The sequence below is a fragment of the Archangium sp. genome (genome assembly GCF_057119385.1).
The window spans coordinates 1-26,048 of sequence record NZ_DBNGVP010000181.1 but is presented as its reverse complement, the minus strand read 5'-3'; the positions used below and the strand labels follow the sequence as shown (position 1 = coordinate 26,048).

Sequence of the window (26,048 nt, the reverse complement as noted above, 5' to 3'; positions counted from 1 at the left end):
GGCGCGGAACTCCCCAAGGAATCCAGCTTTTCCAGATATATCTACCCATTCGACTATCAACCGGTCAACAGATAATTCAGTTCTTGATATCTGAAAAACCAAGGGATGTCAGACTGCTGTGCTGACCGTCCGCCAGGTGTGGGCCGTGCACGGAGGTGGCCGTGGCCAGGTGAAGGCCGCTCGGGTATAGGGGCCGCCATGGACAAGGCGTTGACAAGGGATTTGCACGAGCTCGCGGCCCTGTTGGAGCGGACGAAGACCGAGGCCCAGCGATTCCTCGGCGAGTTGGATCGCACACCCGCGGCGGTGAAGGCCAGCGAGAAAACACAGCTGGAGCTGCCGTCGGAGGGGCTGGGAGCGGAGAAGGCTTTCAACCTCTTCCTGGACCGATACGGAAAGGAGATGGGCGGCTGCACGGGCCCGCGCTACTTCGGTTTCGTGCAGGGAGGCTCCACCCCGGCCGCCCTGGCTGGAGACTGGATGGCGAGCGCACTGGACCAGAACCCGTTCAGCCCGGGGAGCTCCGCCGCGCCGCAGGTGGAGTTGGAGACCCTGAAGTTGCTGCGCGAGCTGCTGGGCCTGCCCGACAGCTTCTTCGGCAGCTTCGTGTCGGGCGCCACCATGTCGAACTTCGTCGGGCTGGCGAGCGCGAGACAGTGGGTGGCCCGGCAGCGGGGAGTGGATGTGGCGAAGGAGGGGCTGTACGGGATGAAGCCCATCTCCGTGCTGAGCGCCCTGCCCCACTCGAGCACCCTCAAGTCGCTGTCCATGCTCGGCATGGGACGCGGCTGCCTGGTGAAGGTGCCCTGCCTTCCGGGCCGGGAGTCCGTGGACCTCGCCGCGCTCCAGGCCCGTCTCGAGGCGCTCGGGGGTGAGCCCTGCATCGTCGTGGCGAGCGCCGGCACGGTGAACACCGGGGACTATGACGACCTGGAGGCGATGGGCCGGCTCAAGGAGAGGCACTCCTTCTGGCTCCACATCGACGGGGCCTTCGGAGGATTCGCGGCGTGCTCGCCCCGGTTCGCGCACCTGACGCGCGGCATGGAGCTGGCGGACTCGCTCACCGTGGACGCACACAAGTGGCTGAACGTGCCGTATGACTCGGCCCTGCAGTTCACCCGCCACCCGGAGTTGCTGCACGAGGTCTTCCGCAACGGGGCCGCCTACCTCGATGTGAGGCAGGGTGCGCCGTCATTCGCGGACATGGGGCCGGAGAACTCCCGCCGCTTCCGGGCCCTGCCCGCGTGGCTCACCCTCATGGCCTATGGGCGCACGGGGTACCAGGACATCATCGAGCGCAACTGCCAGCTCGCACGTGAGCTGGGAGCGCGCATCGAGGGCTCCGGCGCCTTCAGGCTGCTGGCGCCCGTGCGGCTCAACATCGCCTGCTTCACCCTGCGCCGGCCGGAGCAGGGACCGTCCCAGGAGGAGGTCCGGGCGTTCCTGGATCGGCTCCGGGATGACGGCCGCGTGTTCCTCACCCCCACCGTCTACGACGGGGTGCAGGGCATCCGCGCCGCCATCTCCAATTGGAGAACCACCCCTCAGGACATCGATATCGCCTGGGCGGCCATGACCGAGCGGGTCTCCTCCGCCCTGTAGCTGCCCGGCCTTGTGGCTCACCTGCGTGACGGGTGGGCCACCGTGCGGTGGAGTGCACCCCACGGGTCGCGGGACTATGCTCCCGGAGACGGGGTGCAACCGTGGCGAAGACGGAAGAGCGCGAGCTGAGGGATCTGCTCGAGGCAACACAGTCGGAGGTGAAACGCCTCAAGGCCGAGCTGGCGGCACGCGAGAAGGCGGCCCCCGTGGCCCCCCCCCGCGACGAGAAGCAGGAGGCGGCGGAGCTCCAGGCCCTGCGGACGCAGGTGCAGTCGCTGGAGAAGGAGAACACCGCCCTCCGCTCCGCGCGCACGGAGGTGGAGCAGCAGCTCGCCACACTCACGGCCGAACTGAGCGAGTCCCGGCGGGAAGCCACCCTGGCGCGTGACGAGGTGAAGCAACTGAAGAAGCAGCTGGAGGCCACGAATCAGGCGCTGACGAAGGCCAGGGCGAAGCGCGGTTCCCGCTCATCCAACAAACGCTCGTTGTTGGAGCGGCTCCGGGAGCTCTTCGGTGGCACGAAGCCGTCGGAGGAGCTCGAGGCCGCGCGGAAGGAGATCGCCCGGCTGAACCAGCAGCTCAGCCTGGCGCAGTTCAAGCGGCGGGGACGCTGACGGGCCTCAGTCCCTCTCCGGCTTGTTCTCCAACGCCTCCCTGTTCTGGGGCGCGAAGAAGCGCTCGCGCAGGAGCTTCGGGAGGGAGCGCTTGTCCACGCACAGGAGCTGGAGCGCATCGTTCCACTCGCCGAGCAGGGCGATGGCGCGCACGTCGGGAGCGTCGCGGTAGAGGCTGTTGAGGTTGTGCACGAGCGCCCAGAGGTCCTCCACCTCCCAGCGCTCGGACGTCTCTCCGGCGAGGACGTGGAGCTCGAGGCGCGGGCGCTCGCGGACATCGACGACCTTGAAGCGCTTCGCGGCGCCACCCATGGCCATGGTGAGCGGACCCACGAGCTCATCGGGCCGCACGCCGAAGGCCACGGTGAGGCCGCCCTCGAGCAGCCCGGCGTCGCACAGGCGCAGCAGGGAGACATGAGGAGGCTCGGCGGGGTTGAGGACCTCCCGCGCCGCTTCCCGGTCCTTGAGGAGGCGCGAGCGTTCGAGTGAGTCCAGGAGGGAGGCCATGGGACGGCGAGGGTGCCACGGCGTCTCCCCGAGGCTCAACCTTCCTCGCCGTCCCAGTAGCCCACCTGTGAGGCAAGAGGCAGGTACGCCTCCAGGGTGCGCGCGGCCTTGTTGCCCCCGGGAGCGGCCCCGGCGAGCACGCCCACCTTGTTGGAGTCCGGGTACACGATGACATCGGGCTCGAGCATGGTGGAGAGGGCGAGGTAGCGCAGGGGCGAGTCGCCGTCATTGCGAAGCTGGTGCGCGCACGAGGGCCCGGCGGGGAGGGCCACGTAATCCCCGGCCTTCAGGGGCACGGTCTGCTCGCCGAGCCGCAGTGTGCCGGAGCCCTCGAGGATGAAGAGGGCCTCCTCGTTGGCGAGGTGGTAGTGGCGGGGCCAGGAGTACCTGCTCCTTCCCTCTCGACTCGACGCGCCATCGAGTCGAGTCGACAATGCGCGCCGGGAGGCATGACGCATGGTGAAGGCGAGAGGGCCCAGGGCTCAATCTCGATTCGACAGTCGAGATGAGGAGCTGGTGCCGGCGGCGGAGGCGGCGGCGCTGCTGGGGGTGAAGCGGGCAACGCTCTACACGTACGTGAGCCGGGGCCTGGTGCGGTGCGTGCCGGAGCCGGGGACGAAGGAGAACCGGTACGTCCGGTCGGACCTCGAGCGGCTGAAGGCGCGGCACGATGCACGGGCGGGACACGCGGCGGTGGCGGCGGGAGCGCTGCGCTGGGGCGAGCCCGTCATCGACTCGGCGGTGTCCCGGGTGGGGGCGGAGGGGCTGGCATACCGGGGGTACCCGGCGGTGCGGCTCGCCGTGGAGGGGCGGAGCTTCGAGGACGTGGCGGAGCTGCTCTGGACGGGAACGCTGCCAACGCAGCCGGTGCGATGGCCCTCGCCGGAGCTGCCCGTGCAGCCCTCGGCGGTGGCGGGGCTGGTGCCGAAGCGCTCGCCTCCGCTGGCGGTGTTGCTGGCGGTGGTGCCCTTGCTGGGAGCCTGGGACGAGGTGCGCTTCGCGGCCCCGGCGGAGCAGGAGCGGCTGCGGGGGCGCCGGCTGTTGCGGCACCTGGCGGCCTGGGTGTGCGCGGCGCACGCGCCGGCGCGGGTGGCCCGGGCGCTGAAGGAGGAGACGGTGGCGGCCTCGCTGGCGGTGGCGTGGGGAGCGACGGCGAAGCGGGCACCGGAGATGCTGGACCGGGCGCTGGTGCTGTGCGCGGACCACGAGCTGAACGTGTCCACGTTCGCGGCGCGGGTGACGGCGTCCTCGGGGGCGGACCTGTACGCGTGCATGAGCGCGGCGCTGGCGGCGGTCTCGGGGCCGAAGCACGGAGGCGCGAGTGACCGCATCGAGGCCCTGCTGCAGGAGGTGGGAAGGCCGGAGCGGGCGCGCACGGTGGTGCACGAGCGGCTGCGGCGGGGCGAGTCGGTACCGGGCTTCGGACACCGGCTGTATCCGGAGGGAGATCCACGCACCCCGCCGCTGCTCGAGGCGGCATATGCCTTCCGTCCGGAGACGGTGGGCGTCCGGGTGCTGCGCGCGGTGGAGGAGACGATGCGGGAGGCGGGCCACCCGGCGCCGACGGTGGACTTCGGCCTGGTGGCGCTGGCATCGGCGCTGGAGCTGCCCGCGGGAGCGGCGGCGGCGCTGTTCGCGGTAGGGCGAGCGGCGGGCTGGATAGCGCACGTGCTGGAGCAACGCGAGCAGGGACACCTGCTACGCCCGAGGGCCCGCTACGTGGGAGCCCCGGTCACCCCGCCCTCGAGCTGAAGCCTCGCCAGAACGCCATCAGCGCGGGGCGAGCAGCATCTTCTCGAGGCGCTCGAGCTGCTCGTCCGTGCCCAGCGCGAGGAGCCGGTCCCCCGTGGCCAGCACCAGGTCCGGCTTCGGTGCGGCGATGGCCGTGTTGTCCCGCAGCACCGCCAGCAACGTGGCCCCCGTCTCCTGCGACAGCTCCGCGAGCGGCCTGCCCACCATCCTCGACCCGGACACCAGGACGATCTCCCCGATGTTGAGCGCCTGGTTGCCCCGGCGCATGGCCGTCTCGAAGAACTCCACCGCACCCGGGCTCAACATCAGGTGCGCCAGCCGCCTGCCTCCAATGGCATACGGGCTCATCGCCCGGTCCGCCCCCGCGCGCATCAGCTTGGGCACGCTGTCCTCTTCATCCGCTCGCGCGACGATGAAGAGGTTCGGATTGAGGATGCGAGCGGAGAGCACCACGTAGAGATTCGTCGCGTCGTTGTTCGTGGTGACGATGAGCCCCTTCGCCCGGCGGATTCCCGCCCGCTCCAGCACCTCGTCCTCGGTCGCGTCCCCCTGCAGGTGCAGGTAGTCCCGCTCCCCCGCCAGCGCCTCCACCTCTTCCGAGGGGTCCACCACCACCACCGCTGCCTTCGCCTCCCGCAGCTCCTCGGCCGCGCGGCGCCCGACCCGGCCCAGCCCCGCCACCACGTAGTGGCCACTCAGCGCGTCGATCCGATTCTGCATGCGTCTCCTCCCCCGCACGTCCAGGAACCGCTGCGTCACCAGGTAGTCCATCACCACGCTGAACAGGAAGAAGGCGCCGCCAATCCCCGTCACCCCCACCGCCATGGTGAGCCACCGGCCCGCCGCATCCAGCGGCCTCACCTCCTTGAAGCCCACCGTCGCCAGCGTGTTGAACGTCATGTACAGCGCGTCCAGCCACGTCCCCCCCTGCTCCCGCCACAGCACGTAGAAGCCCACCGTCCCGCCCAGTCCCGCGATGCAGATCGCGGTCAGCGGGATCAGCACGCGGATGCGCAGCGAACGCAGCTCGTCCTGACGGGCCATCTCCCGGCCATCCTACGCCTCCGTGCGCGCCCTCCCGCCCACCGGCCGTCTCCTGGCGCACGCCGGATGACAATGCGCTGGACTCCGCCCCCGCCCCGCCTTACCCGAGCACCCCATGAGCCCCTTCGCCCGCCTCCAACTGCTGCTCCTGCTCGGCAACGTCGCCTTCATCGGCGCCTGGGCCGTGGCCGTCTCCCGCCCCCCGGGATGGAAGTGGATCGGCGCCGCCCTGCTCGCCTGCTTCGTCGCCATCCGCGTGGGCGGCATGTGGGTGCGCGCCCGGAAGTTTCCCGACGAGGGCCGCTCCCGCCGCGCCGCCCTCTTCTCCACCGCCGTCGCCGCGCTCGCCGTCGCCATGTGGCTCTACACCGCGTTCCGCGGGCCGGCGTAGTCGCTGAAAACACAGAGGGTGCCGGGACCCCTTCGGTCCTCTCGGCACCCTCTCTTCGGGCACAGTGGGTTCAACCCCTGGTCCCCGATACCCTCACCCCGTCCCTCTCCCGAGGGGAGAGGGGAAATGGGCTCGGGTCGTCTGGCTGGTATGGCTACACGTTGAAGCGGAAGTGCATGCAGTCACCGTCCTGCACCACGTACTCCTTGCCTTCCACGCGCAGCAGACCCTTCTCCTTCACCGCCGACTCGCTGCCGTACTTCAGCAGGTCCTCCCACCTCATCACCTCGGCCTTGATGAAGCCGCGCTCGAAGTCCGAGTGGATGACGCCCGCCGCCTGCGGCGCCTTGTCACCCTTGTGGATGGTCCACGCCCGGCACTCCTGCTCGCCCACCGTGAAGTACGTCTGCAGGCCCAGCAGCTTGTAGCCCTCGCGCACCACCTTGTGCAGGCCCGGCTCCGTCAGCCCCGCGCTCTCCAGGAAGCCCGGACGCTCCTCCTCGGGCAGCTGCTGGATCTCCGCCTCCATCGCCGCCGCCAGCACCACCACCCCCGCGCCCTCCTTCGCCGCCATCTCCCGCACCCGCTGCACCATCGGGTCCGAGTCTTCCTTCCCAATCTGCTTCTCGCTGATGTTCGCCACGTACAGCACCGGCTTGTCCGTCAGCAGGAAGAGGTCGCGCAGCAGCGCCCGCTCGTCGGACGTCAGCTTCTGCGCGCGCACGGTGATGGCCGCGTCCAGCCCCGCCTTCACCTTGTCCAGCAGCGCCAGCTCCGCCTTCGCCTCGTCGCCCGCCTTGCCGCCCATCTTGGCGTTCTTCTGCGAGCGCTCGCGGCGCTTCTCCACCGTCTCCATGTCCTTGAGGCACAGCTCGGTGTCCACCACGTCCCGGTCCCGCACCGGGTCCACGCCCCCCTCCACGTGGGTGACGTTGTCGTCCACGAAGCAGCGCAGCACGTGCAGCACCGCGTCCACCTGGCGGATGTTGCCGAGGAACTGGTTGCCCAGTCCCTCGCCCTTCGAGGCGCCGCGCACCAAGCCCGCGATGTCCACGAACTCGAGCGAGGTGGGAATCTTCTTCAGCGGCTTCACCAGGGCGGACAGCTTGTCCAGCCGCTCGTCCGGCACCGGCACCACGCCCACGTTGGGCTCGATGGTGCAGAACGGGTAGTTGGCCGCCTGGGCCCCCGCCGCCGAGAGTGCGTTGAACAGGGTGGACTTGCCCACGTTGGGCAGACCGACGATGCCGATGGAAAGCGCCATATTGGATTCCTGAACAGCGGTGCGCGGACCCGGAAATCCGGTGGGCTACGCCCGGCCCTGCTTGACCGGCAGGCCCTGCACGAACTGCTCGGCCAGGGCGCGGTGCTTCGTGTCGTCCAGGCGCTCGTTGAGCAGCTTGCTGGCCACTTCCATGGACAGGTCCACCGCCATGGCCTTCACCTCGGCGATGGCCTTGGACTTCTGCTCTTCAATCTCGCGCGTGGCGGACGCCTTGAACTCCTCGGCCTCCTTGCGGCTCCTGGCCATCAGCTCCTCGCGGAACTTCTCCACCTCCTGCTGATTGCGGCGGAGCATCTCCTGCGCGTCGCGGCGGGCCTCGGCGATGGCCGTCTTCTGCTCGGCGAGCAGCTTCTCGGCCTCGGCGCGCTCGCGCTTGGCCGCCTCGATGGAGCTGGCGATCTGCTTCTCGCGCTCCTCGACCAGCGACAGGATGGGGCCCCACGCCTTCGCCCGCAGGATGATGGCGACGATGATGAAGGTGACGAGGGTCCAGAAGATGAGGCCCGGGCGGACCTCCACGAAGCTGCTGGCGGCGAGAACGTTGGGCAGGAGCATGGCGGCCTTCGGCGGTGCGGCAGGGGGACTGCAGGGAATCTCTACATGATGCAAGGGCCGGCGCCCCCCGTCTGGAGCGGGCGCCGGACCCCGGGTCCTACTCGACAGCGAGAACCTGAATCAGGTCTTGATGGCGAGGAGGATGCAGACGACCAGCGCGAACAGCGTGGCGCCTTCGATGAGGGCCGCGGCGATGATCATGGTGGTGCGGATGTCACCACCGGCGGCCGGCTGACGGCCCGTGGCGTCCATGGCGGCGGCGGCCAGGCGGCCGATACCGAGGGCGGCACCGATGATGGCGAGGCCGGCACCGATGCCGGCGGCGAGGAAGGCGAGAGCGACGTTGGTCATGGGAGTGCTTCTTCTTTCTTCGGAGGGGGACCCACTTGTGGGGGGGTCGTTGCTGCCCTTTGGGACGACCTCCGGCGACCTTTCGAATCGCCGGGTACTCACCGGGGCCCCGGACCGCCGGGCCCCGCTCACTCAGGAAGGGACTCAGGAGCCCAGCATGTGGGCCTTGCCGTGGTCGTGGCTGTGACCCGCCTCGCCATGGCCGTGCTCCTCGGCGTGCTCGTGGCCGTGGTGGCCCATGGCCACGCCCATGCCGATGAAGAGCGCCGAGAGCATGGTGAAGACGTACGCCTGCACGAAGGCCACGAAGAGCTCCAGCAGGTAGATGCCGAGCGCGAAGGGCACGCTCACCAGCGCCACCGCCGGGTGGCCGAGCATGAAGATGAGGCCCAGCAGGAAGAAGATGACGATGTGGCCCGCCAGCATGTTGGCGAAGAGACGGATGGTGAGGGCGAAGGGCTTGGTGAAGAGGCCCAGGATTTCCACCGGCACCATGATGGGCCACAGCCAGGGGGCCACGCCGCCCGTCAGGTGCGCCAGGTAGCCGCCGAAGCCCGCGGCGCGGATGCCCGCCACCTGCGTCAGCACGAAGGTGCACAGCGCCAGGCCGCACGTGACGGCGATGTTGCCCGTGGCCGTCGCCATCCAGGGGAACAGGCCCAGCAGGTTCATGAAGAGGATGAAGAAGAAGGCCGTCAGCAGGTAGGGCGTGTAACGCGGACCCTCCTCCTTGCCGATGTTCTTGATGGCCAGCTCGTCGCGCACGAAGAGCACGAGCATCTCGAAGAGGTTGGCCGCCGCGCCGCGGGGCACCAGCTTCGTCTTGTCGCGGTTGCTCCAGATGAGCAGCGAGCCGATGAGCAGCGCCGCCGCCAGCCACATCATCACCATGTGCTTGGTGATGGAGAGGTCCAGGCAGCCCGCGCCCAGGCCGGGGACGGTCTCGCCGTGGTCCGTCATCTGCTTCTCACACGCCCCGGCCTTCAGGGGGACGAGGATCTCCGGCAGGTGGATGGGGATGTGGTTGCGGCTGAGCGGAACCTCGATCTCCAGCTCCCGCGAGTCGGAGACGTGGTGGAGGATGTAGCCCGCGACGTCCTGCTCCTCATGCTCCAGGCGCGTCTCGGCCTTGCCGTGCTCGCCGCCCACGGGCTGCACGTGCTCATCGTGTGCGGGGGCGGCCAGCGCCACACCCGCCATCAGCCCGGCGACAAGAATCATTGCCTTGCGCATCACTCGTCTCCGCCCGCCGCGTCCCGGGACGCGGCCATCACGTAACTCACTTCAATCCACTGCAGCGCGAAGTAGGTCCCGAAGAACCCCGCCACGAACGCCACCGGACTCAGCCCCGACTCCACCGCCCACAACAGCCCCACCACCACTCCCACCGCCCTCAGCCCGAACACCACCCCTACCGCCTTCAGCGCCGCCTTCAAGTCCTTGCGCACCGCCCGCCGCTTGAGCACCAGGGCCACCACCCCCGTCGCCGCCGCCAGCGCCACCCCGATGAAGGCCGACTGCCTGGCCTCCGGCACCTTCGGGAGGAAGGCCGCCACCGCCAGCCCCGCCACCGCCACTCCCGCCGCCATCCCGGCATGCTTCCGGAAGGCCTTCTCCGCGTCGTGCTCGCTCACCGCTTGCGCTTCCCCAACCGTGCCATCTCGCGGAGGAATCCGTAGAAGCCCACGGAGATGCCCACCAGACTCAGCCCCAGCAGCAGCCAGGGCGACGTGCCCAGCTTCCCGTCCAGGAAGTAGCCTCCCAGCACCCCCACCACCGCCCCGCCCACCAGCTTCCACACCGCCGCGATGTACGGCTCCGCCGCCCTCATCTGCCGGGCCGTCTCGCCCAGCTCGCTTCCGTCCGAGTCCTTCCGGGGCTCCTGCTCCGCCATCGCCACAACCCCCGGGAAAACCTCGGGTTTGCCTTCCGACCACCCCGCCGTTCCTACGCGCGGGCGCCGCTTAGCATTGAAGGCGAGCAGCGCGCAACCGCCACGCTCCCGGAGTGCTCCCATCTAGAAGGGGGCGGAATACCTAGGGCAAGCCGAAGTCCGGTTGGAAATCCGCCGTGAAGCTGACGGTGGAGCCGGCGGGCTGGACGAGCAGCTCGATGCGCTTCACCTGCCGGAGCACCCCCTGGACGTCCGAGGTGCTGTTGCTCCCGATGACCCAATCTCCCCCGTCCGTCGGGGGGAGGGGGAGGATCTTGCCGAGGGTCTCGGTCCCCCCGGACGGGGTGAGCAGGGGCGTGCGGTGCACCAGCCGCAGGAACCCCCCCGGCCCGCACACGAGCACCACCGGCTGGTTGTGGACGGCCCAACGGCTCGTCCCCCCATCCGGGAGCGCCCCCCCCGTACTGGTGAAGGTGACGAACAGATTGAGCCGGGTCATCGAGCGCGAAAGGTCCCACGTGCCGCCATCGCGCTCCGCCCAGAAGACGTGGCTGGTCGAGCCCGAGCCCGCCCACACATCGCCCGTGACGCTATCGTCCGGGGAGAGGGTGCCGTACGCGGAGTCCTTCAGGCAGCCACCCGGCACGCCCTGGAGGGCCGAGTCCAGGTGACGCGCCCCCTTCACCACCGAGGGGTCCGAGAAGAAGCGGATGGGCCCGCCACAGTCCGGCTTCTCGTCCGTGGTGCCGTCGCAGTCGTCGTCCTTCGCGTTGCACGTGTCGAGCGCCGCGGGGGCCCTGACGGAGTTGCAGACGTCCTTGCCGCCGACACAGGCCCGGGTGCCCTCGGCGCACACCCCGAGCTTGCCGGGGGCGGTGCACGCCTGGCCAATCTGGGCGGTGTCGTCCATCGCGCCGTTGCAGTCATCGTCCAGGCCGTTGCAGACCTCGAGGGCCCCCGGATAGGAGGTGCCACTGTCCGGGACGCAGTCATTGCGGTTGTCCGCCCAGCCCACCGGCCGCTGGCAGAACGTGCCCGGGCGCGCGGGGTCTCCAAAACCGTCGTTGTCGTCGTCGAGGTAGTAGAGCCCGCCGTCGAGCCCCTCGTCGGCGACGCCATCGCAGCTGTTGTCGAAGCCGTCGCACTGCTCGGGGGCTCCCGGGAAGAAGAGCCGGCCGCTCGCGTTGGGGTTGTCGTTGCAGTCCTGGCCGTTGGTGGCCGTCGGCACCGACTGGGGCGGGGAGCAGCGGTAGAGGGGCCTGGTGAGGTTGCCGAAGCCGTCCTCGTCCAGGTCCTCGTAGAAGGTCTGGGGCGCGCCGCCATCCAGGCAGGTGCCCCCGTCCGAGCCTCCGTCCAGCACCCGGCCGATGCAGAGGGGGTCCTCCCGCTCGCGGCAGCACACGCCGTCGTCGCAGACGAAGCCCCCGTCACCGCACTCCGCGTCCTCCTTGCAGGAGTAGTAGTCGCGAACCTCGGGCACCTCGTAGCAGGCGAGCGCCAGCACCCCGCAGGCGCCCAGGGCGAGGAGGACGGAACGGACGAGACGGTCGATGGGAGGCATGGGCACTACTCGGAGTGGGAGGAGAGGAGATCGAAGACGAAGAGGCCGGCGCCCACCGTGGCGAGGCCCGCGCCCGCGCCGAGCAGCACGTTGCCCGTGCGCGCGTAGCGGCCCGCCCGCTCATAGACGGGGCCCGCCTCGGGGAAGGAGGTGCAGCTGCGGGGGTACCCCGCGCAGGGCTCCACGCCGCGCAGCGCCCCCCGGGACAGCCCACCCGCCACCAGCGAGCCCGCCACCGCGAGCGCCCCCAGGCTGAAGGTGACATAGGAGGCCGTGCGCAGCCCCTTGCCCCGCGGCGCCCGGGACTCCCCCGGCTGGGGCACGAAGTCCGGCCGGGCCTCCAGGCGCAGGCGCACGCCCTCGGGAATCCGCTCGCGGGAGAGGGACGCCTCGCCCGAGGGCAGCAGCAGGTCCACCTCGTGCGGCCCCGCCGTCAGCGCCACCACCTCGCCCGGCTCGGTCATCCGCCCGTCCACGCGCAGCCGGGCCGAGCCCGGTGCCACCACGCCGCCCCAGCCCTTGCGCGCGAAGGCCGGCACCAGCCCCGCCACCACCGGCCGCAGCTCCTTCGCCAGCGCCGCGGGCGCCACGGTGCCCACCGCGCGCCGCGCGATGCTGCCCCGCACCGTGTCCACCCAGGCCACGTCCACGTCCAGCGTGCCCTGGCGCTTCGGCGTCAACCCCACCACCAGGACGTGCTCCGTCTTCACCTCCGCCGCCACCGCCCGCAGGCACGCGTCCTGCGCCCCGCATCGGCCCGACAGCAACCCTTCCGGGGCCTGGGTGACCTCGAGGCCCGTCAGCTCCCGGGCCACGTCCTCCGTCAGGCCGAGCACGCGTTGGGACTCGGCCGCGCCGAGCGTGCCCCCGTGCTGCAGCCGCACGGCGAGCCGCTCCGCCGCAGCCGCGGGCAGGGAGAGGAGGAGGAACAGGAGCAGGGTCCGCTTCACGGCGCGCCACTGTAGCGCAGGTGACCCGGGGTCCCACTCGGGCCTTGAATTTAGATGTCCGTCTAAATAGATGATCATCTAAACATGGCCCGCTCTTCCCGCAGCCCCTTCGAGGCACTCGCAGACCCCAACCGCCGCGCCATCCTCCGGCTGCTGCGCCAGGGCTCGCTCACCGCCGGCGAGGTCGCCGCCGCCTTCGAGCTGACGCGCCCCACCCTCTCCCACCACTTCAAGGTGCTCGAGTCCGCCGGGCTGGTGCGCTCGGAGAAGCGCGGCACCCACGTCGTCTACACGCTGCGGAGCAATGTCCTCGAGGACCTGGCCTCGGAGCTGCTGGAGCTGACCGCCTCGGTGAAGGCCGCCACCCGCCGGAAGGGCAAGGCATGAGACCGCCCCGCTTCAACCACGCGGACATGGCCAGCCTTGGCCTCGCCGCCTTGGGGTTGGGGCTCTCCACCCTCCTCTACCCCCGCCTGCCCGGGCTCGTCTCCGGCCAGGTCATCCCCCGGCTCCGGCGCAATCCCTTCGCCGGCTTCCGCAACCCCTGGGCCCTGCGCTCGGACGAGGTGTGGCAGCGCACCCAGCGCTTCGGCGGCTACAGCCTGACGCTCGGCGGGCTCGCCACCCTGGCCCTCGCGCCCTTCTCCACCCCCGCCGCCCTCGGGGCCCTCGTCGTGTCCGGCCTCGCGCCGGCCCTCTACTCCTTCCTCCTCTCCACCTCGCCCGTGCGCGAGCGCTGACAGCCTGGAGCCCACGCCATGCACTCCTCTTCCCGGCTCGATACGCGCGGTGTCGCCGCCTTCGTGGCCATCGCCTATGGCTTCTCCTGGCTGTGCGTCCTCGGCTTCGTGCTGGGTTTCGGCACCGAGGTGGAGAAGTCGCCCGGCGTGTTCAAGGCCTTCGCCGCCCTGTCCATGTTCGGCCCCACCGTGGCCACCCTCCTCGTGGCCCGCAAGGTGTCCCCCCTGCCCTCGCTCAAGCGGGACACGGGCCTGGGGCTCGGCCAGCACCGGCTGCGCTTCTTCCTGCTGGCATGGCTGGGCACTCCCGTGGTGGTGCTCGGGGCCCTGCTCCTCTCCGCCCTCGTCTACCCCCAGGCGCTGGACCTCGCCGGGCTCTCCAGCGTGCGCGCCCTGATCGCGCAGCTGCCTCCCGGGGCCGTGGAGAAGCTCGGGAAGCTCGCCGAGCCCCACGTCTTCCTCGCCCTCCAGGTGGTGCAGGGCGCGCTGCTGGGTCCTCTGATCAACGCACCCGTCATCTTCGGCGAGGAGTGGGGCTGGCGCGGCTACCTGCTCCCCCGGCTGCTGCCGCTCGGACAGTGGCGCGCGCTCGTGCTCAGCGGCGTCATCTGGGGCCTGTGGCACGCCCCCCTCATCCTGCTGGGCTACAACTATCCCCAGCACCCCGTGCTCGGTGTCCTCTTGTTCATCGTGGTGTGCGTGCTGCTCGGCATCCTCCTCGGTTGGATGCGGCTGGCCACCGGCAGCATCTGGTCCGCGATGATCGCCCATGGCTCCCTCAACGCCCTGGGGCCTGTCGTCATGGTGCTCGGTCACGCGGGCTCGCCGCCCGACACCGCCCTGGTAGGAGTGACGGGCTGGCCCGGGTGGCTGGTGCTCGCCGCGCTCGTCGGCGTGCTGGTGCTCACCCGGCAGCTGCCGGTGCGCCCGCCCGATGAGAACCAGGATGTGCCCGGCGGTGCCCACGCCTCGCGGGCGTAGGCGGCCTCTGGCCAGGTGCAGCCTCCCGCCAGGGTTGGCTCGCTTGCGACTTCTCGTTCCAATGGCACAGTCGTCCAGCGCCATAGGGCACGCTGCGTGCATGACGTTTTTCGCCCCGTGAGGGCCCCTAAGGTGGGGGCCCGGGCGGGGCCCCGGCCCGGGCTACAGGACAAGTGGCATTGCGCATGCTTGTCGTGACCCAGTGCTGGGTGGGTTCGAAGCCTCACGGCTCGAGAGCCCATCACACGCAGAACGGAGGCAGGTCATGAATCCGCAACGACTTGAAGCCCTCGAACTCGTCCTTGACTGCCTAGACGCACGCCGCTTGCGAGCCACGTACGGTGCGCTCGCGCCCTTTCTCGATGTCGCCAGTGGGCACCAAGTGGGTTCGATCCTTTATCGGCGGCCCAAGGATCCTCGCCACTCCTGGATCGTAGCAAAGAGAACGCGTCGTCCTACGGGATACAGCCCCAGTCAGTGGCACCCTCAGTTGTTCGAGTCCCAATGGGTGATTGAAAACCCGAGCACCTTGGCAGACTTGCTGCTCGCTTGGCTTGAGGCGCTACCCACCCCAGTTTGACGGAGCTGGGGTGCATCCGCGATTTCCAAAACCAAGGCAGATGCCAAAAGACTCTTGAGAAGTTCCGTGGTGCATCATCCACCTCTGTCGGATTCTCGGTGGAGGTGGGCAATATCGATGTCCGAGGGCGTAGCTCGTCCATGCCGAAGCAGAACCTCGAGACCCAGATTCATCTGCCTCCAGATACCCCCTCGAGCTCCGGGGCCCGAGAACTCCTGGCACTCGTCTTCAACGAGTTCCAGTGGTTCGCTCCCTCCCGGTATGGAGATGCCGATCTGTCCGAGCCAGTCCCTCCGGGCAAATCCATGCTCGATGTGCTCATGGCTTATTACGAGGAGCACGGTCACCTGTGCGTGGCGGCGAGAACGGACCAGGACTACCTCTGGCTCTTCCCGTGCGAATCCAGCCCCGAGCCCTACCATGGCAGCATCATCTGGGTGACCTCCGCGGCCCACACGAAGAAGGCCGCCTGGCGAGCAGCACATGCCGAGCAGGTCCTCGCTCTGATGCGCCTCGTCCAGTCACCTCTTGCCCTGTCCACAGTGGAAGAGGACTTCAAGCGGAAGACACAACGGCTGGTGCCCGAAGGCATCGGCTCGAAGCGCATCCCTACCGTCCGCGACTACAGCGAGGGCCTTCCGGGCCTCCTCTGGCGCAACTTCTACGGGCCCCCCTTCGTGCGCATGTTCGGCCAACGGCTCGATACGCTGCCCACTGAATGTCGCAAGCCGCTCGGTGAGGACATCGTCCTCGTGCAGCCCTACGCATTACCCACCGAGGCAAGCACCGAAGCAGGCATGGCCCGCGAACGCGAGCTCATCTCCCTGCTCGGCCCCGAGTGCTTCTACGACCACGAGCACCACACCCTGCCGTCCCGCCGCCCCGTTCTCGACGCCCTCGGTCAGGCCATCCACTGAATCGCGGGAACGGTGCTCACGCATCGCGGGCGTAGGGCTCAAGGCCCTCGCCGCAGCAACCAGAGCGCGTTCAACAGGTCCGTCGTGAGCAGCCGGCTCTGGCGCTCCTGCTCCGCGACGAACCCTCGCACCCACTCCGCCGCCTCCGGGTGGCGCAGGGCGAGCGCCTCGGCCCGGTGGGCAGGAAGGGCAGCAGCTCCGGGGTGGTCTCCAGCGCCGTCGCCACCTGCTCCTCCAACGGTACGCTCCGGTTCATGAGGCGACGCTCACACGCCTGCCCCCGGCCATCCAGGGGAAACGGCCAGCGCAGCGCCCCGGAGCATGGGTGGCACCGCAGCCGCCCAGCGGGCCTTCCTCGCCAGGAGGTGTCCCCGTTCCCAGCTTGCACTTGGACCTCTTTCCCAGAGCCGGAGGACCCACGGATGCCCATCCCATTCCAACTCACCTCGCCCCGCTTCAAGGACGGAGAGACGATTCCCATCGCCTATACCTGCGAAGGAGATGACCTCCCCCCGCCCCTCCACTGGGAGGGCGAGCCTCCAGGCACGCGCAGCTTCGCGCTCGTGATGCAGGACCCCGACGCGCCGGACCCGGACAACCCCCAGACCACCTGGACGCATTGGGTGCTCTACAACCTGCCGCCCAACATCCACGACATCCCCGAGTCCATGCTCCCCGAGAGCCTCCCCGCGGGCGCCCGCGAGGCCCTCAATGACTGGAAGAACCTGGGCTACGGCGGCCCGTGTCCTCCCATCGGCCGCCACCGCTACTTCTACCGCGTGTTCGCCCTGGACACCGTGCTGCCGGACATGGGCCATGCCACCTGGAAGCAACTCGAGGCCGCCATGCGGGGCCACGTCCTCGCCCAGACGGAGCTCATCGGCACCTACGAGAAGGTGCAGGGCTTCAAGGAGCGCCAGAAGGAGGAGGTCCGCCACCATCGCCGGCACTGACCCCCGCCCGGCCCGGCCCGGAAAACATCCGGGCCTGCTTCCCCCGACCGGTCCGGAGTGCCATCCTCGCCCCGTGACGACGCCCGACGGAGCGGGGGGGGCCCCGTACCAGCACCTGGACACGCTGCCATTCGCCCTGGCCATCGTCCGCGAGCGAAGCATCGTCCACGCCAACACGGCGCTGCTCGAGCTGCTCGGCTTTCCCCGTGAGGAGGTGGTCGGCAAGCTCTTCGAGCTCTTCTCGCCGCAACAGCGGGCCTTCCTCGCCGAGCGGCACACGCGCCGGCGCCGGGGCGAGCCCGTCCCCGACACCTACGAGACGGTGATGCGCACCTCCACCGGCGAGCGGCGCGTGGAGCTGTCCATCTCCATGAAGGGGCCGGAGACGTGGATGCTCGTGCGCGACCTCTCCGGCCGCGTCGTCCACCGCCAGCTCCTCCAGCGCGTGGCCACGCTCGGCGCCTCGCTGCCGGGCCTGCATGACGAGGAGGAGGTGCTCAGCCACGTCTTCCAGGGCCTGGCCGAGCTAGAGGTGTCCTACGGCTACCTCGTGCCGGACGCGGAGCGGGTGTGGCTGGGCCATGCCTTCGTGGCCACCGGCACCGCCGCGGGCCAGGCGCGCCTGAGCGGCCAGCACCTGGTGGATGTGCCCGGCACCTGGAGCCCCATGCTGCGGCTCGCGTGGACGGAGGGCTCCGCCTACGGGGACGACTTCGCCCGCGAGACGGCCCAGTTCGTGGGCCCCGACTGGTCCGAGCCGGTGCTCACCCACCTGCGGCGCGTGGGGCCCCTGCGCTCGCTCTGCGTCCGCATCGACCAGGCCGGCAAACCCCGCTCCCTGCTGGTGCTCGCCGCGGACTGGCTCAGCGAGGAGGAGCTGCCGCCGCTGCGCCTCTTCGCCGCCCAGGTGTCCGCCGCCCTCGAGGCCGCGCACACCATCTCCCGCCTGTCCACGCACAACACCGCCCTCACCGCGCTCAGCCGGCTGGCCGCCGTGGCCGCCACCGCCCCCGAGCCCCGCGCCTTCTTCGGGCCCGGCACCGAGGAGATCATCGGCCTGCTGCACTGCGACTCGGTGCTCCTGCTGCTGCGCACCGAGAGCAACGACGAGCTGGAGCTCGTCTGGCAACAGGGCGGCAGCGAGGAGTCGGTGCGGCCCTTCCTCCGGCTGTCCATGAGCGGCACCATGTCCGGCAAGGTCATCGAGCTGGGCATCCCCATGGTGCTCCAGGTGGATGACTTCCCCGAGTCCGTGCGCGAGCACCTGCGCAAGCATGGCCGCTCCACCGTGGCCATGGTGCCCCTGCAGGTGCGCTCGCGCATGGTGGGCACGCTCGTCATCACCTTCGCCCAGCACCGCCTGCTGTCCGCCATGGAGCTGGAGACGCTCCAGGCCATGGGCTCCCACTTCGCCGCCGCCATCGAGTCCCACCGGCTCCTCCAGCAGGTGCGCGGGCGCGCCGAGGAGCTCGCCCGGCTCCACGCGGAGCTCAAGCACACCCAGCGCCAGCTGGTGGAGCACGAGAGGCTGGCCGCGCTCGGCGAGCTGTCCGCCGTGGTGGCCCACGAGGTGCGCAACCCCCTGGGCGCCATCTTCAACGCCGTGGCCACCCTGCGCCGCTTCGTCGAGCCCAACGCCCCCGCCCGCACCCTCGTCACCATCCTCGAGGAGGAGGCCAACCGCCTCAACCGGCTGGTGGATGACCTGCTCGACTTCGCCCGCCCCTCCGCCCCCGAGTTCTACCCCGTGCCCCTGGCGCGCATGCTCGAGGAGGCCGTGCGCATCGCCACCAGTGGCCAGCCGCGCATCCGCGTGGAGTGGGCCCTGCAACCCGACGTGCCGCCCGTGCCCGTGGACGAGCGGAAGATGCGCCAGAGCTTCCTCAACCTCGCCCTCAACGCCGTGCAGGCCATGCCCCACGGCGGCACGCTGCGCGTGGCCGCGTACCGCTGCACCGAGCAGCCCGGCGCGGTGGTGGAGTTCACCGACACCGGCACCGGCATCCCCCGCGAGCTGCGCGAGCGCCTCTTCCAACCCTTCTTCACCACCAAGGCCACCGGCACCGGCCTGGGACTCACCATCGTCCAGCGCACCCTGGAGGCCCACGGCGGCCACATCCACGCCGACTCGCCTCCCGGCGGCGGCACCACCTTCCGGCTCGTGCTGCCCCTCGGGCCCGAGGCCGAGAGCCAGGCCGGCTGACACGGCGGGGAAGCGCAGCGGCCGCTCTCCTGGCTGCCCTGCTGCCCGCCGGTTTCCAGTGTCGGCTTCCACACGCTCCCGGGCCCGGGCATAATCACTTTCAATCCCTTGTCAAGGAATTCTTCCAGCGAGCCCTGGCCAGCGCTTGCCGGACGGAGTAGAACGAACGAATCCCCAGGTACCGTTCCGTCGCTCGGTGTGGCCGGCCCCTGTCGCCGCCTGGGAAGAGTGCCTCGAGACGCCGGACCACCCACCGAGCCCATCCCGTCGTCCGGGAGGAGTCGTGATGCGTCGTCTGCTCGTAGGGAGTGTCGCAGTGTCCGCGCTGATGTTGGCGGGAGCCGCCCACGCCAAGGGGGAGTGTGGCTCGACATCCGCTGGCTGGAACGCGCCCAACGGCGCGGTGGTGTTCGACCGGAGCTTCGGCCCCATCCGCGACGTGCTGGATGCCATCGGCGAGTACCGCACGCACTCGATGCTCTCGCATGGCCCCGGCTCCACCGTCTCGCACGCCACCATGGCCAACCCCACCCAGGAGCCCTGGCCCGGCGTGTGTAGCAAGCCCATCAGCGGCTTCGACTTGCGCTACGGCTACCCGGGCCTGGAGCAGATCAACCAGGGCGGCATCTACATGTCGCTGTTCGGCAAGGGCACCGGCCCCGAGTGGACCGGCTGGCAGCAGGGGGACCCCACCCAGGCCGCGCTGATTGGCGACTCCATCTGGTACAACCACGCGTACACCAGCGACGTGTCCCGGTTCGACTCCGGCCAGTACCTCGACCGGCCGGTGCGCAACGGCGCCCGCGTCAACTACTCGCTCTTCCAGTACCGGACGCTCGAGACCGCCAACCTGATTCCGGGCAATGCCTCCAACAACGGCATGGTGTGCTCCACCTTCATGGCCTACGCGCACAACTACGCGGGCCGGGGCGTGGTGACGCCGCACACGTACTCGCACGCGCAGATCGCCAACGCCTCCAACTCGCTCTACACGGGCATCTACAACGAGTGCAAATCCTCGCTCGGCTGGTTCGTCGACGCGGCGCTCACCATCGCCTGCCCCACCTACAACGTCTGCGGCAACGCCGGCAACCAGGTGGCCAACTGCATGTCCGCCAACATGTGCGACTCCTCCGACGGCCGCTACTGGAAGAGCGTGCGCGATGATCCCAACGCCACCGCCACCTCCATCAGCCCGGACCGCATCGGCGGCTGGGGCGTGCACCCCCTCAACAACACCGTCTGGGGCCCGGACTACACGCACCAGCTCCAGTGGAACTCGGGCGGCAACGTCTACGGCTGCTGGCAGTAACCCACCGTCACCCGTTCCCCCCCTCGCTTCCCCTCGCAGAGGAGCCCCTCCCCGATGAGCCCGACCCCCGAGAACCGTTCCCAGCGGCCCTGGCGATGGGTGCTGCTGCTCGCACTCCTCGCCCTCGGGGGCCTGGTGGGCTGGCTCCTCTCGCGGGAGCGGCCCGCGCCGGCCGCCCCCGTCATCCAGGTGCGCACCCGCGCTCCGTCCTCGCCGGAGCAGGAGTCCGCTCCCGCGCTCGCCGCCGCGCCGAAGCCTCCCGAGGCCGAGGCCCCCGCCGCCCCCGAGCCCGCGCCGCCCATCGTGGATGAGATTCTCGTGGAGAAGCAGGAGGTGTGCTCGGGCGAGGACAACCTCATCACCGTGCGCGCCCACACGCCGGATGGCAACGACGCGTACCTGCACTACACCGTGGGCGATGGCACCGGCCAGCGCATCCCCCTCCGCGTCTGGCGCAACGACGCGGACGGCTCGTATGAGCTTCCGCGCGTCACCGTCTTCACCAAGGACAACGTCTCCGTCACCGTCCCCGTCCCGCCCTACCGCGTGAAGGACTGTGAGCCCGAGCGGCTCATCCACGTGATGTCCCGGCGCCAGCCCAACTCCGAGGATGACTTCGAGTTCTTCGCGAAGTTGATGGAGCGGCCCGTCCGCCCCGGACAGCCCGCGCCCAAGCCCTTCGTCGCCGTGCGCTACGTGTGGACCTTCGACGACGAGGCCCCCGTGACGACCACGAGCCCCATCGTCTCGCACTCCATGCTGAGCAACACGGGCGCCAGCGGCATGTACACCCAGCACCTCATCCGCGTGGACGCCTACGACGCCGCGGGCCGCAAGGAGACCGGCCGCTCCTCGCTCCAGGTGCTCAACACCTCCTTCGAGAACTTCGACAAGAAGGGCATCGTCACCCTGCTCGCCGTGGGCACGCCCCGATTCCCCGTGCTCGATGCGGACGGCGTGGTGCGCCAGACGTTCCGCCTCTACCACCGCTTCCGCGGGCCCGTGCGCATCACCCGGGTCCGCGCCATCCGCGCCTTCCGCGGCACCGACGAGGCCCCTCCCCCTCCCGAGCAGGTGGACGTCGCCTCCCTCCCCGTGAGCGAGGTCCCCGAAGGCAAGGGCACCGAGGTGAAGGTGTCCTTCGACACCAGGGCCGAGCCCGAGGTCTTCGCCATCACCTATGCCCTGGAGGGCCTCAGCGCCGAGGGCCACCCCGCTCGCGGCACCTTCTCCGTCATGCGCCCGCCTCCCCGGCCCACCCAGGAGAACAGCACCCCCATCAGCGACCCCGTCCTGCTCGCCAAGGTCAAACGCGCGCGCGAGCTGCTCCAGCAGGAGTTCGTCACCGACGAGGACATCTTCCGCCTCGAGCGCGAGGGGAAGTTCGCCGGCTTGAAGGTGGAGAAGCCCTCGGGCGAGGTGGCTCCCGCCGCGGGCACGCTCAACGGACGCCCGAGGAATCCCTCGCGGTAGCACGGAGGAAAACCCGGGGCCCGGATACCCTCACCCCGACCCTCTCCCGGAGGGCGAGGGAGTGGGCCCACGGAGAGGGCTTATGGAGAGGATGCCCCCGGTTGGAGTTGGTGGAACGCAGTGACATGCTCTGGCCATGTCCCTCTTCGATGCCGTGGCCGCGGGTGACCTGGCCCAGGTGGAGGCGCTGCTCGCCGGTGGCGCCGACCCCAATCCCTTCGACTCCGAAGGCCGTACCCCCCTCATCCTCGCCGCCGAGAAAGGTCACGAGGAGCTCGTGCGCACCCTGCTCGCCGGTGGTGCCGATCCCTCCCTCAGCGACCGCATGGGCGAGTCCGCCCTCATCAAGGCCGCCGCCCATGAGTACCCGCGCGTCGCCGCCCTCCTCTACCCCCACGCCTCCGAGGACGATCAGGCCATGGCTCGCACCCTCCTGAGGGTGGGCACCGACTTCTTCAACCTCCCGCGCGCCCCTCCCCCTCCCCCCGACGACTTCCGCCGCAAGCTCGCCTCCGCCAGCGCCTACCTCTCCCACAAGCTCGGCGACTCCAACCCCGCCGAACGCCTCGAGCGCCTCCACCGCGCGGAGAAGAACTCCAAGAAGTCCTGAAACTCCCGTCCACAGGTTTTTCGCGAAATCGGGCCCCTCTGTCGGGTTTTCAACGCCCCATCCGCTCACCGCTCAACACTTTCCCCGGCCAGTTTCAGGCGGACCACCCCCTTCCATGTCACCATGGGTGCTGTCTGGTGCGGCCTTGTGAGCCGCACGGTGCCACGCAGCCCCTCGTGTAGGGGCTCTCGCTACCGGGGGTCATGCATGATGATGATGGATGAGCGTGTGGTGTTCGGTAATACCTTCGACGGCCTCTTCCAGATTGCCCTGCACGGAAGGCTCTCCATGGCGGCCCGGCATGCGCTCGGGCGCATGGGCCTGCACGTCGACCGGCAGCCGCTCCCCTTCTACCCGGCGTCCGTCTGGCGCCCCTCCCTCGACATCATCGTCCGGGATCTCTTCCCCGAGCTGCACCGCGAGGAGGCCTACCGCCGGCTCGGCCAGAAGATGGTGACGGACGTCAGCGAGACGGTGCTCGGCCGCGGAATGCTCGCGCTCGGCCGCGCGCTCGGGCCCCGCCGGCTGCTCATGCGGCTGAACCACAACTTCCGCAACGCCGACAACTACGTGCAGATGCAGCTCAAGGAGCTGGCCCCCACCACGTACGAGGTCCACATCAACGAGACGCTCGGCATCCCCTCGTACTACCAGGGCATGCTCGAGGCGGCGCTCGGAGCCGCCGGCGCCCGCCAGCCCCACGTGCACCCCGCGCACGCCGACGGCAGTGGGTGCACCTACCGCGTCGAGTGGCACTAGACGAGGCGCTGCAACACACCCCTCCAGCCCGACAGCCGCACGTCCTCGCACTCCTCGCGGATCAGCGCCCAGCAGCCCTCCTTCGCGTCCGCGAGCAGCTCGTGGCTGGAGCCCGGAGGCGCACTGCCCCAGTCGCCCGCCTCCAGGAAGCGGCCCCGGTCCCAGACGCCTCCGGCCAGCACCATCCCCTCCTCTCCGCCCCGGTGCGCATGCCTCGGGAAGCGCGCCCCCGGCTTCATCCGCACCAGGAAGAGCCCACACCCGCCCGGCGCCTCGCGCACCAGTCGCGCCGTCTGGCTGCCGCTGCCCGGCACCGTGTGCCAGCGCCAACCCTCCACCGGCGGCAGCTCCGCCAGCACCGACGGCGGCAGCGGCACGCCCTCCACCGGGCGCGGCGGCTCGCGCTGGGAGGCCTCCGTCCAGATGCGCTCGAAGAGCCCGGCCGGCACGGGCTCCTCGGGCACGGCCTCGAGCAGCGTGCCTCCGGGCGCCGTGAGCCGCCCCACCTCGCGCTCGCAGGCGGGGCAGAGGGACAGGTGCGTCTCCAGCAGCAGGCGCAGGGGCACGTCCGCGGCGCCCGTGGCGTACGCCAGCAACCGCTCGGAGGGGGGATGGTTCACGGGCATCATCGCTTCACTCCGTCAGCAGGGCCCGCATGTGGCGCAGGGCCATCCGGATGCGGGACTTCAGGGTGCCCAGCGGCACCGCGAGCTCCGTCGCCGCCTCCTCGTGTGTGTAGCCACCCAGCACCGCCAGCTCGACGGCCTGGCGCTGCTCCGGGCTGAGTCCTTCCAGCGCCCGCTCCAGGCTCATCGACAGCTCGGGGTCCGCCTGCACGAGCGCCAGCACCGGCCGCTCCGCCTCCGGGGCCACCGGCGGCCCGCGCCGCCACCGGTCCACGAGCTTGTTGCGGGCAATGCGGTACGTCCACGCCAGGGGCGTGCCCTGCGCGGCGTGGTAGCTGGAGGCCTTCTGCCAGATGGCGGTGAAGACCTCCTGCACCACGTCCTCGGCGAGCGAGCGGTCCCTCGTCACGCGCAGCACGTAGCCCAGCAGCCGGCCCGCGTGCCGCTCGTAATACGACTGGAAGGCCGCCTTGCTGCCCCGGGCGATGGCGCCGAGTAGCGCCCCATCCTCCTCCATGGCTCCCCCACCAGGTTCATCCAGAGGCACTACGCGGGAAAGGTGGGTTTGGATGCGGGCATGAAAAAGGGGAGGACGCTCGTCAGCGCCTCCCCCGGGGGACGGGCAACCCGCCGTCAGCGGTTGCCTGGACTCAGAACTGGTTGTTGCGCGCCTGCTCGAAGGGCACGCGGTGATTCAGGTAGGTCTCCTGGAGGCTGTGGTTCTTGAGGAGGTTGAGGCCGCCATCGCCGAAGCGGTGGATGACCGCGTCCTTGCCGGCCTTCTTGGCGAAGGCGAGCGGATCCACGCTGCCACCCAGGCCGGTGACGGTGGGGACCGCGTCGCGGTTGTTGATGTAGTGCACGTACTTGGGGCCGTCCGGGTAGGTGGCCGCGGCCGCCCCGAAGGTCTCCACGTTCAGCTTGCTCATCACCTTCTCGGTGTCCGCCTTGGACAACCCATCTTCGATGCGCAGCCGGTTGTAGACATCCTTGAGCGCGCGGCTGGTGATGAGACCGCCCTGGCTGTAGCCCATGAGGTGCACTTCACGGCCGGCCTTGAGCTCGGAGTAGACGGTGTCGGCCAGGGTGTCCACGGCCGGGTTGGTGCCCTTGTCCAGCTTGTCCTTCACGCACTGGGCCAGGTCGGAGATGAAGCCCTCGGTGGAGTTGTGGATGCCGATGGCCTTGGCGTTCGTCTTGTCGGCGATGGCCTGGAGGTCGCTGGACTGGCCCGCCTTGTCCGTCATGATGCCGTTGACGTAGATGACGGTCTTGGCCGGGTTGGGGTTGTTGCGCGGGGTGACGCCGGGGATGTCCTTGAGCGGCGTGCCGGGCGGGAAGGTCTGGCCCCCGGCGCCCACGAACTGGCCGTCGAACACCTTGTCCTTGGGCTTGCTGCCGCCCAGGAGGCTCGCCGACACCTGGCGCGCCGGACCGGACTCGAAGGTGTCACCGGCCTGCTTCGTCACCTTGGCGGAGTCGGCCTTCACGGTGTTCACCGCCGGAGCCACGGCCGGCTGGGCCTTCTCGACGGTCTGGCGGCCCGCCGGGGTGAGCGCGTTGCGGTTGCGGTCAATGGAGGTCATGGGGGCTCCTACGAAGTCTTGTGTGAAATCCGTTGATCCATTCTCCCATGGACCCCTGTGGAAGTTGCGTACCCCCGTCACTTTTCAGGGTGGGTCGGTGGACCGGCGGATCAGGAGGCCTGGACACCGGGCTGGCCCCGTGCTCTCAGTCCGTGAGAATGAGGGGGCCCGGGAGCGCGGACGAACGCGGATGGCACCGGCATGGGCAGCGCGGTCATCAATGCTTGCCCGCTCGCGCGTCGTGCCGCATCCAGGTCAGGCGCTCTCAACACGAGGACAGCCGTGCTCTTTGCACGTCTGATGCTTCGGGATAACCTCCCACCTCAGTGAGCAATCTTTACATGAAAGTGAATTCCCGGAGGCTTGCTGGTCAAGGAGCACTCGCCCTTGTCCTGGCCTTGGTCCTTCCCTTCGCCTCGCCCGCTGAGAATGGTAACGAGATCCGCAACCACATCACCTCGATCAACCGCCTGTACGAAAACCTCGATTACGAGGTTGCGCTCAGCCGGATTGCACTTGCACGCAAACTGCCTCGCGGGGCGGATGAAGAGATCACCCTCACCCTCTATGAAGGCATCCTCCTGTACGAGTTGGGAAGGCATGAATCGAGCGCCTCCAGCTTCAGAGCCGCCCTCCTGCGGAGGCCCGACTCGAAACTGCCTGTGCAGGTCGCCCCTAATACTACAGTGGGACTTTGGCGCGAGGGTCTCTGCGTCGGTAATGGCAGCGTTTGGCGATGGCCTGATGGCGGCGTCGCCAGCGGCTCCAGTGCAGGACGAAGTCCAAGGCCGGCCGCACCACC

General features: G+C 69.8%; 28 protein-coding genes and 1 pseudogene. 15 read left to right on the top strand and 14 right to left on the bottom strand.

The genetic code is table 11. The annotated features are described in order from the left end of the window. Positions 1-198 precede the first annotated feature (198 nt). Positions 199-1,602 carry a pyridoxal phosphate-dependent decarboxylase family protein gene (locus AC16DP_RS42505; protein ID WP_329733292.1) on the top strand — a complete coding sequence of 468 codons (1,404 nt, stop codon included), beginning with the start codon at positions 199-201 and terminating at the stop codon, positions 1,600-1,602. A 101-nt stretch (positions 1,603-1,703) separates the two neighbouring features. Further along, positions 1,704-2,216, top strand: a complete 513-nt coding sequence (locus AC16DP_RS42500; RefSeq protein ID WP_329733293.1) for a hypothetical protein — start codon at positions 1,704-1,706, stop codon at positions 2,214-2,216. 6 nt (positions 2,217-2,222) lie between these two features. On the opposite strand, the gene AC16DP_RS42495 is transcribed toward AC16DP_RS42500, so the two are convergent. Next, positions 2,223-2,723: a hypothetical protein gene (locus AC16DP_RS42495; RefSeq protein ID WP_329733294.1), complete on the bottom strand. Its 501-nt coding sequence runs from the start codon at positions 2,721-2,723 to the stop codon at positions 2,223-2,225. 35 nt (positions 2,724-2,758) lie between these two features. After that, positions 2,759-3,157: a cupin domain-containing protein gene (locus tag AC16DP_RS42490; RefSeq protein WP_329733295.1), complete on the bottom strand. Its 399-nt coding sequence runs from the start codon at positions 3,155-3,157 to the stop codon at positions 2,759-2,761. Between the two features lie 22 nt (positions 3,158-3,179). On the opposite strand from AC16DP_RS42490, the gene AC16DP_RS42485 reads away from it, so the two are divergent. After that, positions 3,180-4,475: a citrate/2-methylcitrate synthase gene (locus AC16DP_RS42485; protein WP_329733296.1), complete on the top strand. Its 1,296-nt coding sequence runs from the start codon at positions 3,180-3,182 to the stop codon at positions 4,473-4,475. An 18-nt stretch (positions 4,476-4,493) separates the two neighbouring features. Here AC16DP_RS42485 and AC16DP_RS42480 read toward each other — a convergent pair whose 3' ends face one another. After that, on the bottom strand, positions 4,494-5,519 hold the full coding sequence (locus AC16DP_RS42480; RefSeq protein WP_329733297.1) for a potassium channel family protein: 1,026 nt from the start codon (positions 5,517-5,519) through the stop codon (positions 4,494-4,496). Between the two features lie 115 nt (positions 5,520-5,634). Here AC16DP_RS42480 and AC16DP_RS42475 point away from each other — a divergent pair, with 115 nt between their 5' ends. Further along, positions 5,635-5,910: a hypothetical protein gene (locus AC16DP_RS42475; RefSeq protein ID WP_329733298.1), complete on the top strand. Its 276-nt coding sequence runs from the start codon at positions 5,635-5,637 to the stop codon at positions 5,908-5,910. A 154-nt stretch (positions 5,911-6,064) separates the two neighbouring features. Here AC16DP_RS42475 and ychF read toward each other — a convergent pair whose 3' ends face one another. The 8 genes from ychF to AC16DP_RS42435 all read right to left on the bottom strand — a co-directional run bounded on the left by ychF (position 6,065) and on the right by AC16DP_RS42435 (position 12,506). Next, a complete protein-coding gene (gene ychF, locus AC16DP_RS42470) occupies positions 6,065-7,174 on the bottom strand; it encodes a redox-regulated ATPase YchF (protein WP_329733299.1) in 1,110 nt (369 codons plus the stop codon). A 45-nt stretch (positions 7,175-7,219) separates the two neighbouring features. Continuing rightward, positions 7,220-7,750, bottom strand: a complete 531-nt coding sequence (gene atpF / locus AC16DP_RS42465) for a F0F1 ATP synthase subunit B (RefSeq protein WP_329733300.1) — start codon at positions 7,748-7,750, stop codon at positions 7,220-7,222. A gap of 120 nt (positions 7,751-7,870) precedes the next feature. Then, positions 7,871-8,101 carry an ATP synthase F0 subunit C gene (locus AC16DP_RS42460; protein ID WP_047854685.1) on the bottom strand — a complete coding sequence of 77 codons (231 nt, stop codon included), beginning with the start codon at positions 8,099-8,101 and terminating at the stop codon, positions 7,871-7,873. A 144-nt stretch (positions 8,102-8,245) separates the two neighbouring features. After that, entirely contained in the window at positions 8,246-9,334 is a 1,089-nt protein-coding gene (atpB, locus tag AC16DP_RS42455) for a F0F1 ATP synthase subunit A (protein WP_329733301.1), read from the bottom strand. Then, positions 9,334-9,690 carry a hypothetical protein gene (locus AC16DP_RS42450; protein WP_329733320.1) on the bottom strand — a complete coding sequence of 119 codons (357 nt, stop codon included), beginning with the start codon at positions 9,688-9,690 and terminating at the stop codon, positions 9,334-9,336. The genes atpB and AC16DP_RS42450 overlap by 1 nt, the downstream gene beginning before the upstream one ends. A gap of 41 nt (positions 9,691-9,731) precedes the next feature. Next, complete coding sequence (locus AC16DP_RS42445; protein WP_329733302.1) at positions 9,732-9,995, bottom strand: AtpZ/AtpI family protein; 264 nt, start codon at positions 9,993-9,995, stop codon at positions 9,732-9,734. 142 nt (positions 9,996-10,137) lie between these two features. Beyond that, on the bottom strand, positions 10,138-11,556 hold the full coding sequence (locus AC16DP_RS42440) for a putative metal-binding motif-containing protein (RefSeq protein ID WP_329733303.1): 1,419 nt from the start codon (positions 11,554-11,556) through the stop codon (positions 10,138-10,140). A 5-nt stretch (positions 11,557-11,561) separates the two neighbouring features. Next, positions 11,562-12,506, bottom strand: coding sequence for a hypothetical protein (locus AC16DP_RS42435; RefSeq protein WP_329733304.1), 945 nt, complete (start codon positions 12,504-12,506; stop codon positions 11,562-11,564). 84 nt (positions 12,507-12,590) lie between these two features. On the opposite strand from AC16DP_RS42435, the gene AC16DP_RS42430 reads away from it, so the two are divergent. The 10 genes from AC16DP_RS42430 (at position 12,591) to AC16DP_RS42385 (ending at position 23,034) form a co-directional block, all read left to right on the top strand. Further along, complete coding sequence (locus AC16DP_RS42430) at positions 12,591-12,893, top strand: metalloregulator ArsR/SmtB family transcription factor (RefSeq protein WP_329733305.1); 303 nt, start codon at positions 12,591-12,593, stop codon at positions 12,891-12,893. Further along, positions 12,890-13,246 (top strand): SdpI family protein, encoded by a 357-nt coding sequence (locus tag AC16DP_RS42425; protein WP_329733306.1) that lies wholly within the window; start codon positions 12,890-12,892, stop codon positions 13,244-13,246. The genes AC16DP_RS42430 and AC16DP_RS42425 overlap by 4 nt, the downstream gene beginning before the upstream one ends. An 18-nt stretch (positions 13,247-13,264) precedes the next feature. Then, a complete protein-coding gene (locus AC16DP_RS42420) occupies positions 13,265-14,227 on the top strand; it encodes a CPBP family intramembrane glutamic endopeptidase (protein WP_329733307.1) in 963 nt (320 codons plus the stop codon). Between the two features lie 720 nt (positions 14,228-14,947). Then, positions 14,948-15,724 (top strand): hypothetical protein, encoded by a 777-nt coding sequence (locus AC16DP_RS42415; protein ID WP_329733308.1) that lies wholly within the window; start codon positions 14,948-14,950, stop codon positions 15,722-15,724. Between the two features lie 422 nt (positions 15,725-16,146). Beyond that, a complete protein-coding gene (locus AC16DP_RS42410) occupies positions 16,147-16,677 on the top strand; it encodes a YbhB/YbcL family Raf kinase inhibitor-like protein (RefSeq protein WP_329733309.1) in 531 nt (176 codons plus the stop codon). A gap of 73 nt (positions 16,678-16,750) precedes the next feature. After that, positions 16,751-18,880, top strand: a complete 2,130-nt coding sequence (locus AC16DP_RS42405; protein WP_329733310.1) for an ATP-binding protein — start codon at positions 16,751-16,753, stop codon at positions 18,878-18,880. A gap of 286 nt (positions 18,881-19,166) precedes the next feature. Then, a complete protein-coding gene (locus AC16DP_RS42400; RefSeq protein ID WP_329733311.1) occupies positions 19,167-20,192 on the top strand; it encodes a metal ABC transporter substrate-binding protein in 1,026 nt (341 codons plus the stop codon). Positions 20,193-20,246: 54 nt separating this feature from the next. Beyond that, positions 20,247-21,665, top strand: coding sequence for a hypothetical protein (locus AC16DP_RS42395; RefSeq protein ID WP_329733312.1), 1,419 nt, complete (start codon positions 20,247-20,249; stop codon positions 21,663-21,665). 136 nt (positions 21,666-21,801) lie between these two features. Continuing rightward, on the top strand, positions 21,802-22,275 hold the full coding sequence (locus AC16DP_RS42390; RefSeq protein ID WP_329733313.1) for an ankyrin repeat domain-containing protein: 474 nt from the start codon (positions 21,802-21,804) through the stop codon (positions 22,273-22,275). A 207-nt stretch (positions 22,276-22,482) separates the two neighbouring features. After that, entirely contained in the window at positions 22,483-23,034 is a 552-nt protein-coding gene (locus AC16DP_RS42385) for a DUF2378 family protein (protein WP_329733314.1), read from the top strand. Here the strand turns inward: AC16DP_RS42385 and AC16DP_RS42380 are convergent. The 3 genes from AC16DP_RS42380 to AC16DP_RS42370 form a co-directional block, all read right to left on the bottom strand. After that, on the bottom strand, positions 23,031-23,663 hold the full coding sequence (locus AC16DP_RS42380) for a cupin domain-containing protein (RefSeq protein ID WP_329733315.1): 633 nt from the start codon (positions 23,661-23,663) through the stop codon (positions 23,031-23,033). The two genes, AC16DP_RS42385 and AC16DP_RS42380, sit on opposite strands and share 4 nt — an antisense overlap. 4 nt (positions 23,664-23,667) lie before the next feature. Continuing rightward, positions 23,668-24,177, bottom strand: coding sequence for an RNA polymerase sigma factor (locus AC16DP_RS42375; protein WP_329733316.1), 510 nt, complete (start codon positions 24,175-24,177; stop codon positions 23,668-23,670). Positions 24,178-24,310: 133 nt separating this feature from the next. Beyond that, the gene (locus tag AC16DP_RS42370) at positions 24,311-25,246 is read right to left on the bottom strand and encodes a hypothetical protein (protein ID WP_329733317.1); all 936 of its coding nucleotides are present in this window, start codon (positions 25,244-25,246) and stop codon (positions 24,311-24,313) included. Positions 25,247-25,572: 326 nt separating this feature from the next. Here AC16DP_RS42370 and AC16DP_RS42365 point away from each other — a divergent pair. Beyond that, a pseudogene (locus tag AC16DP_RS42365) lies at positions 25,573-26,048 on the top strand (hypothetical protein); the annotation flags it as partial.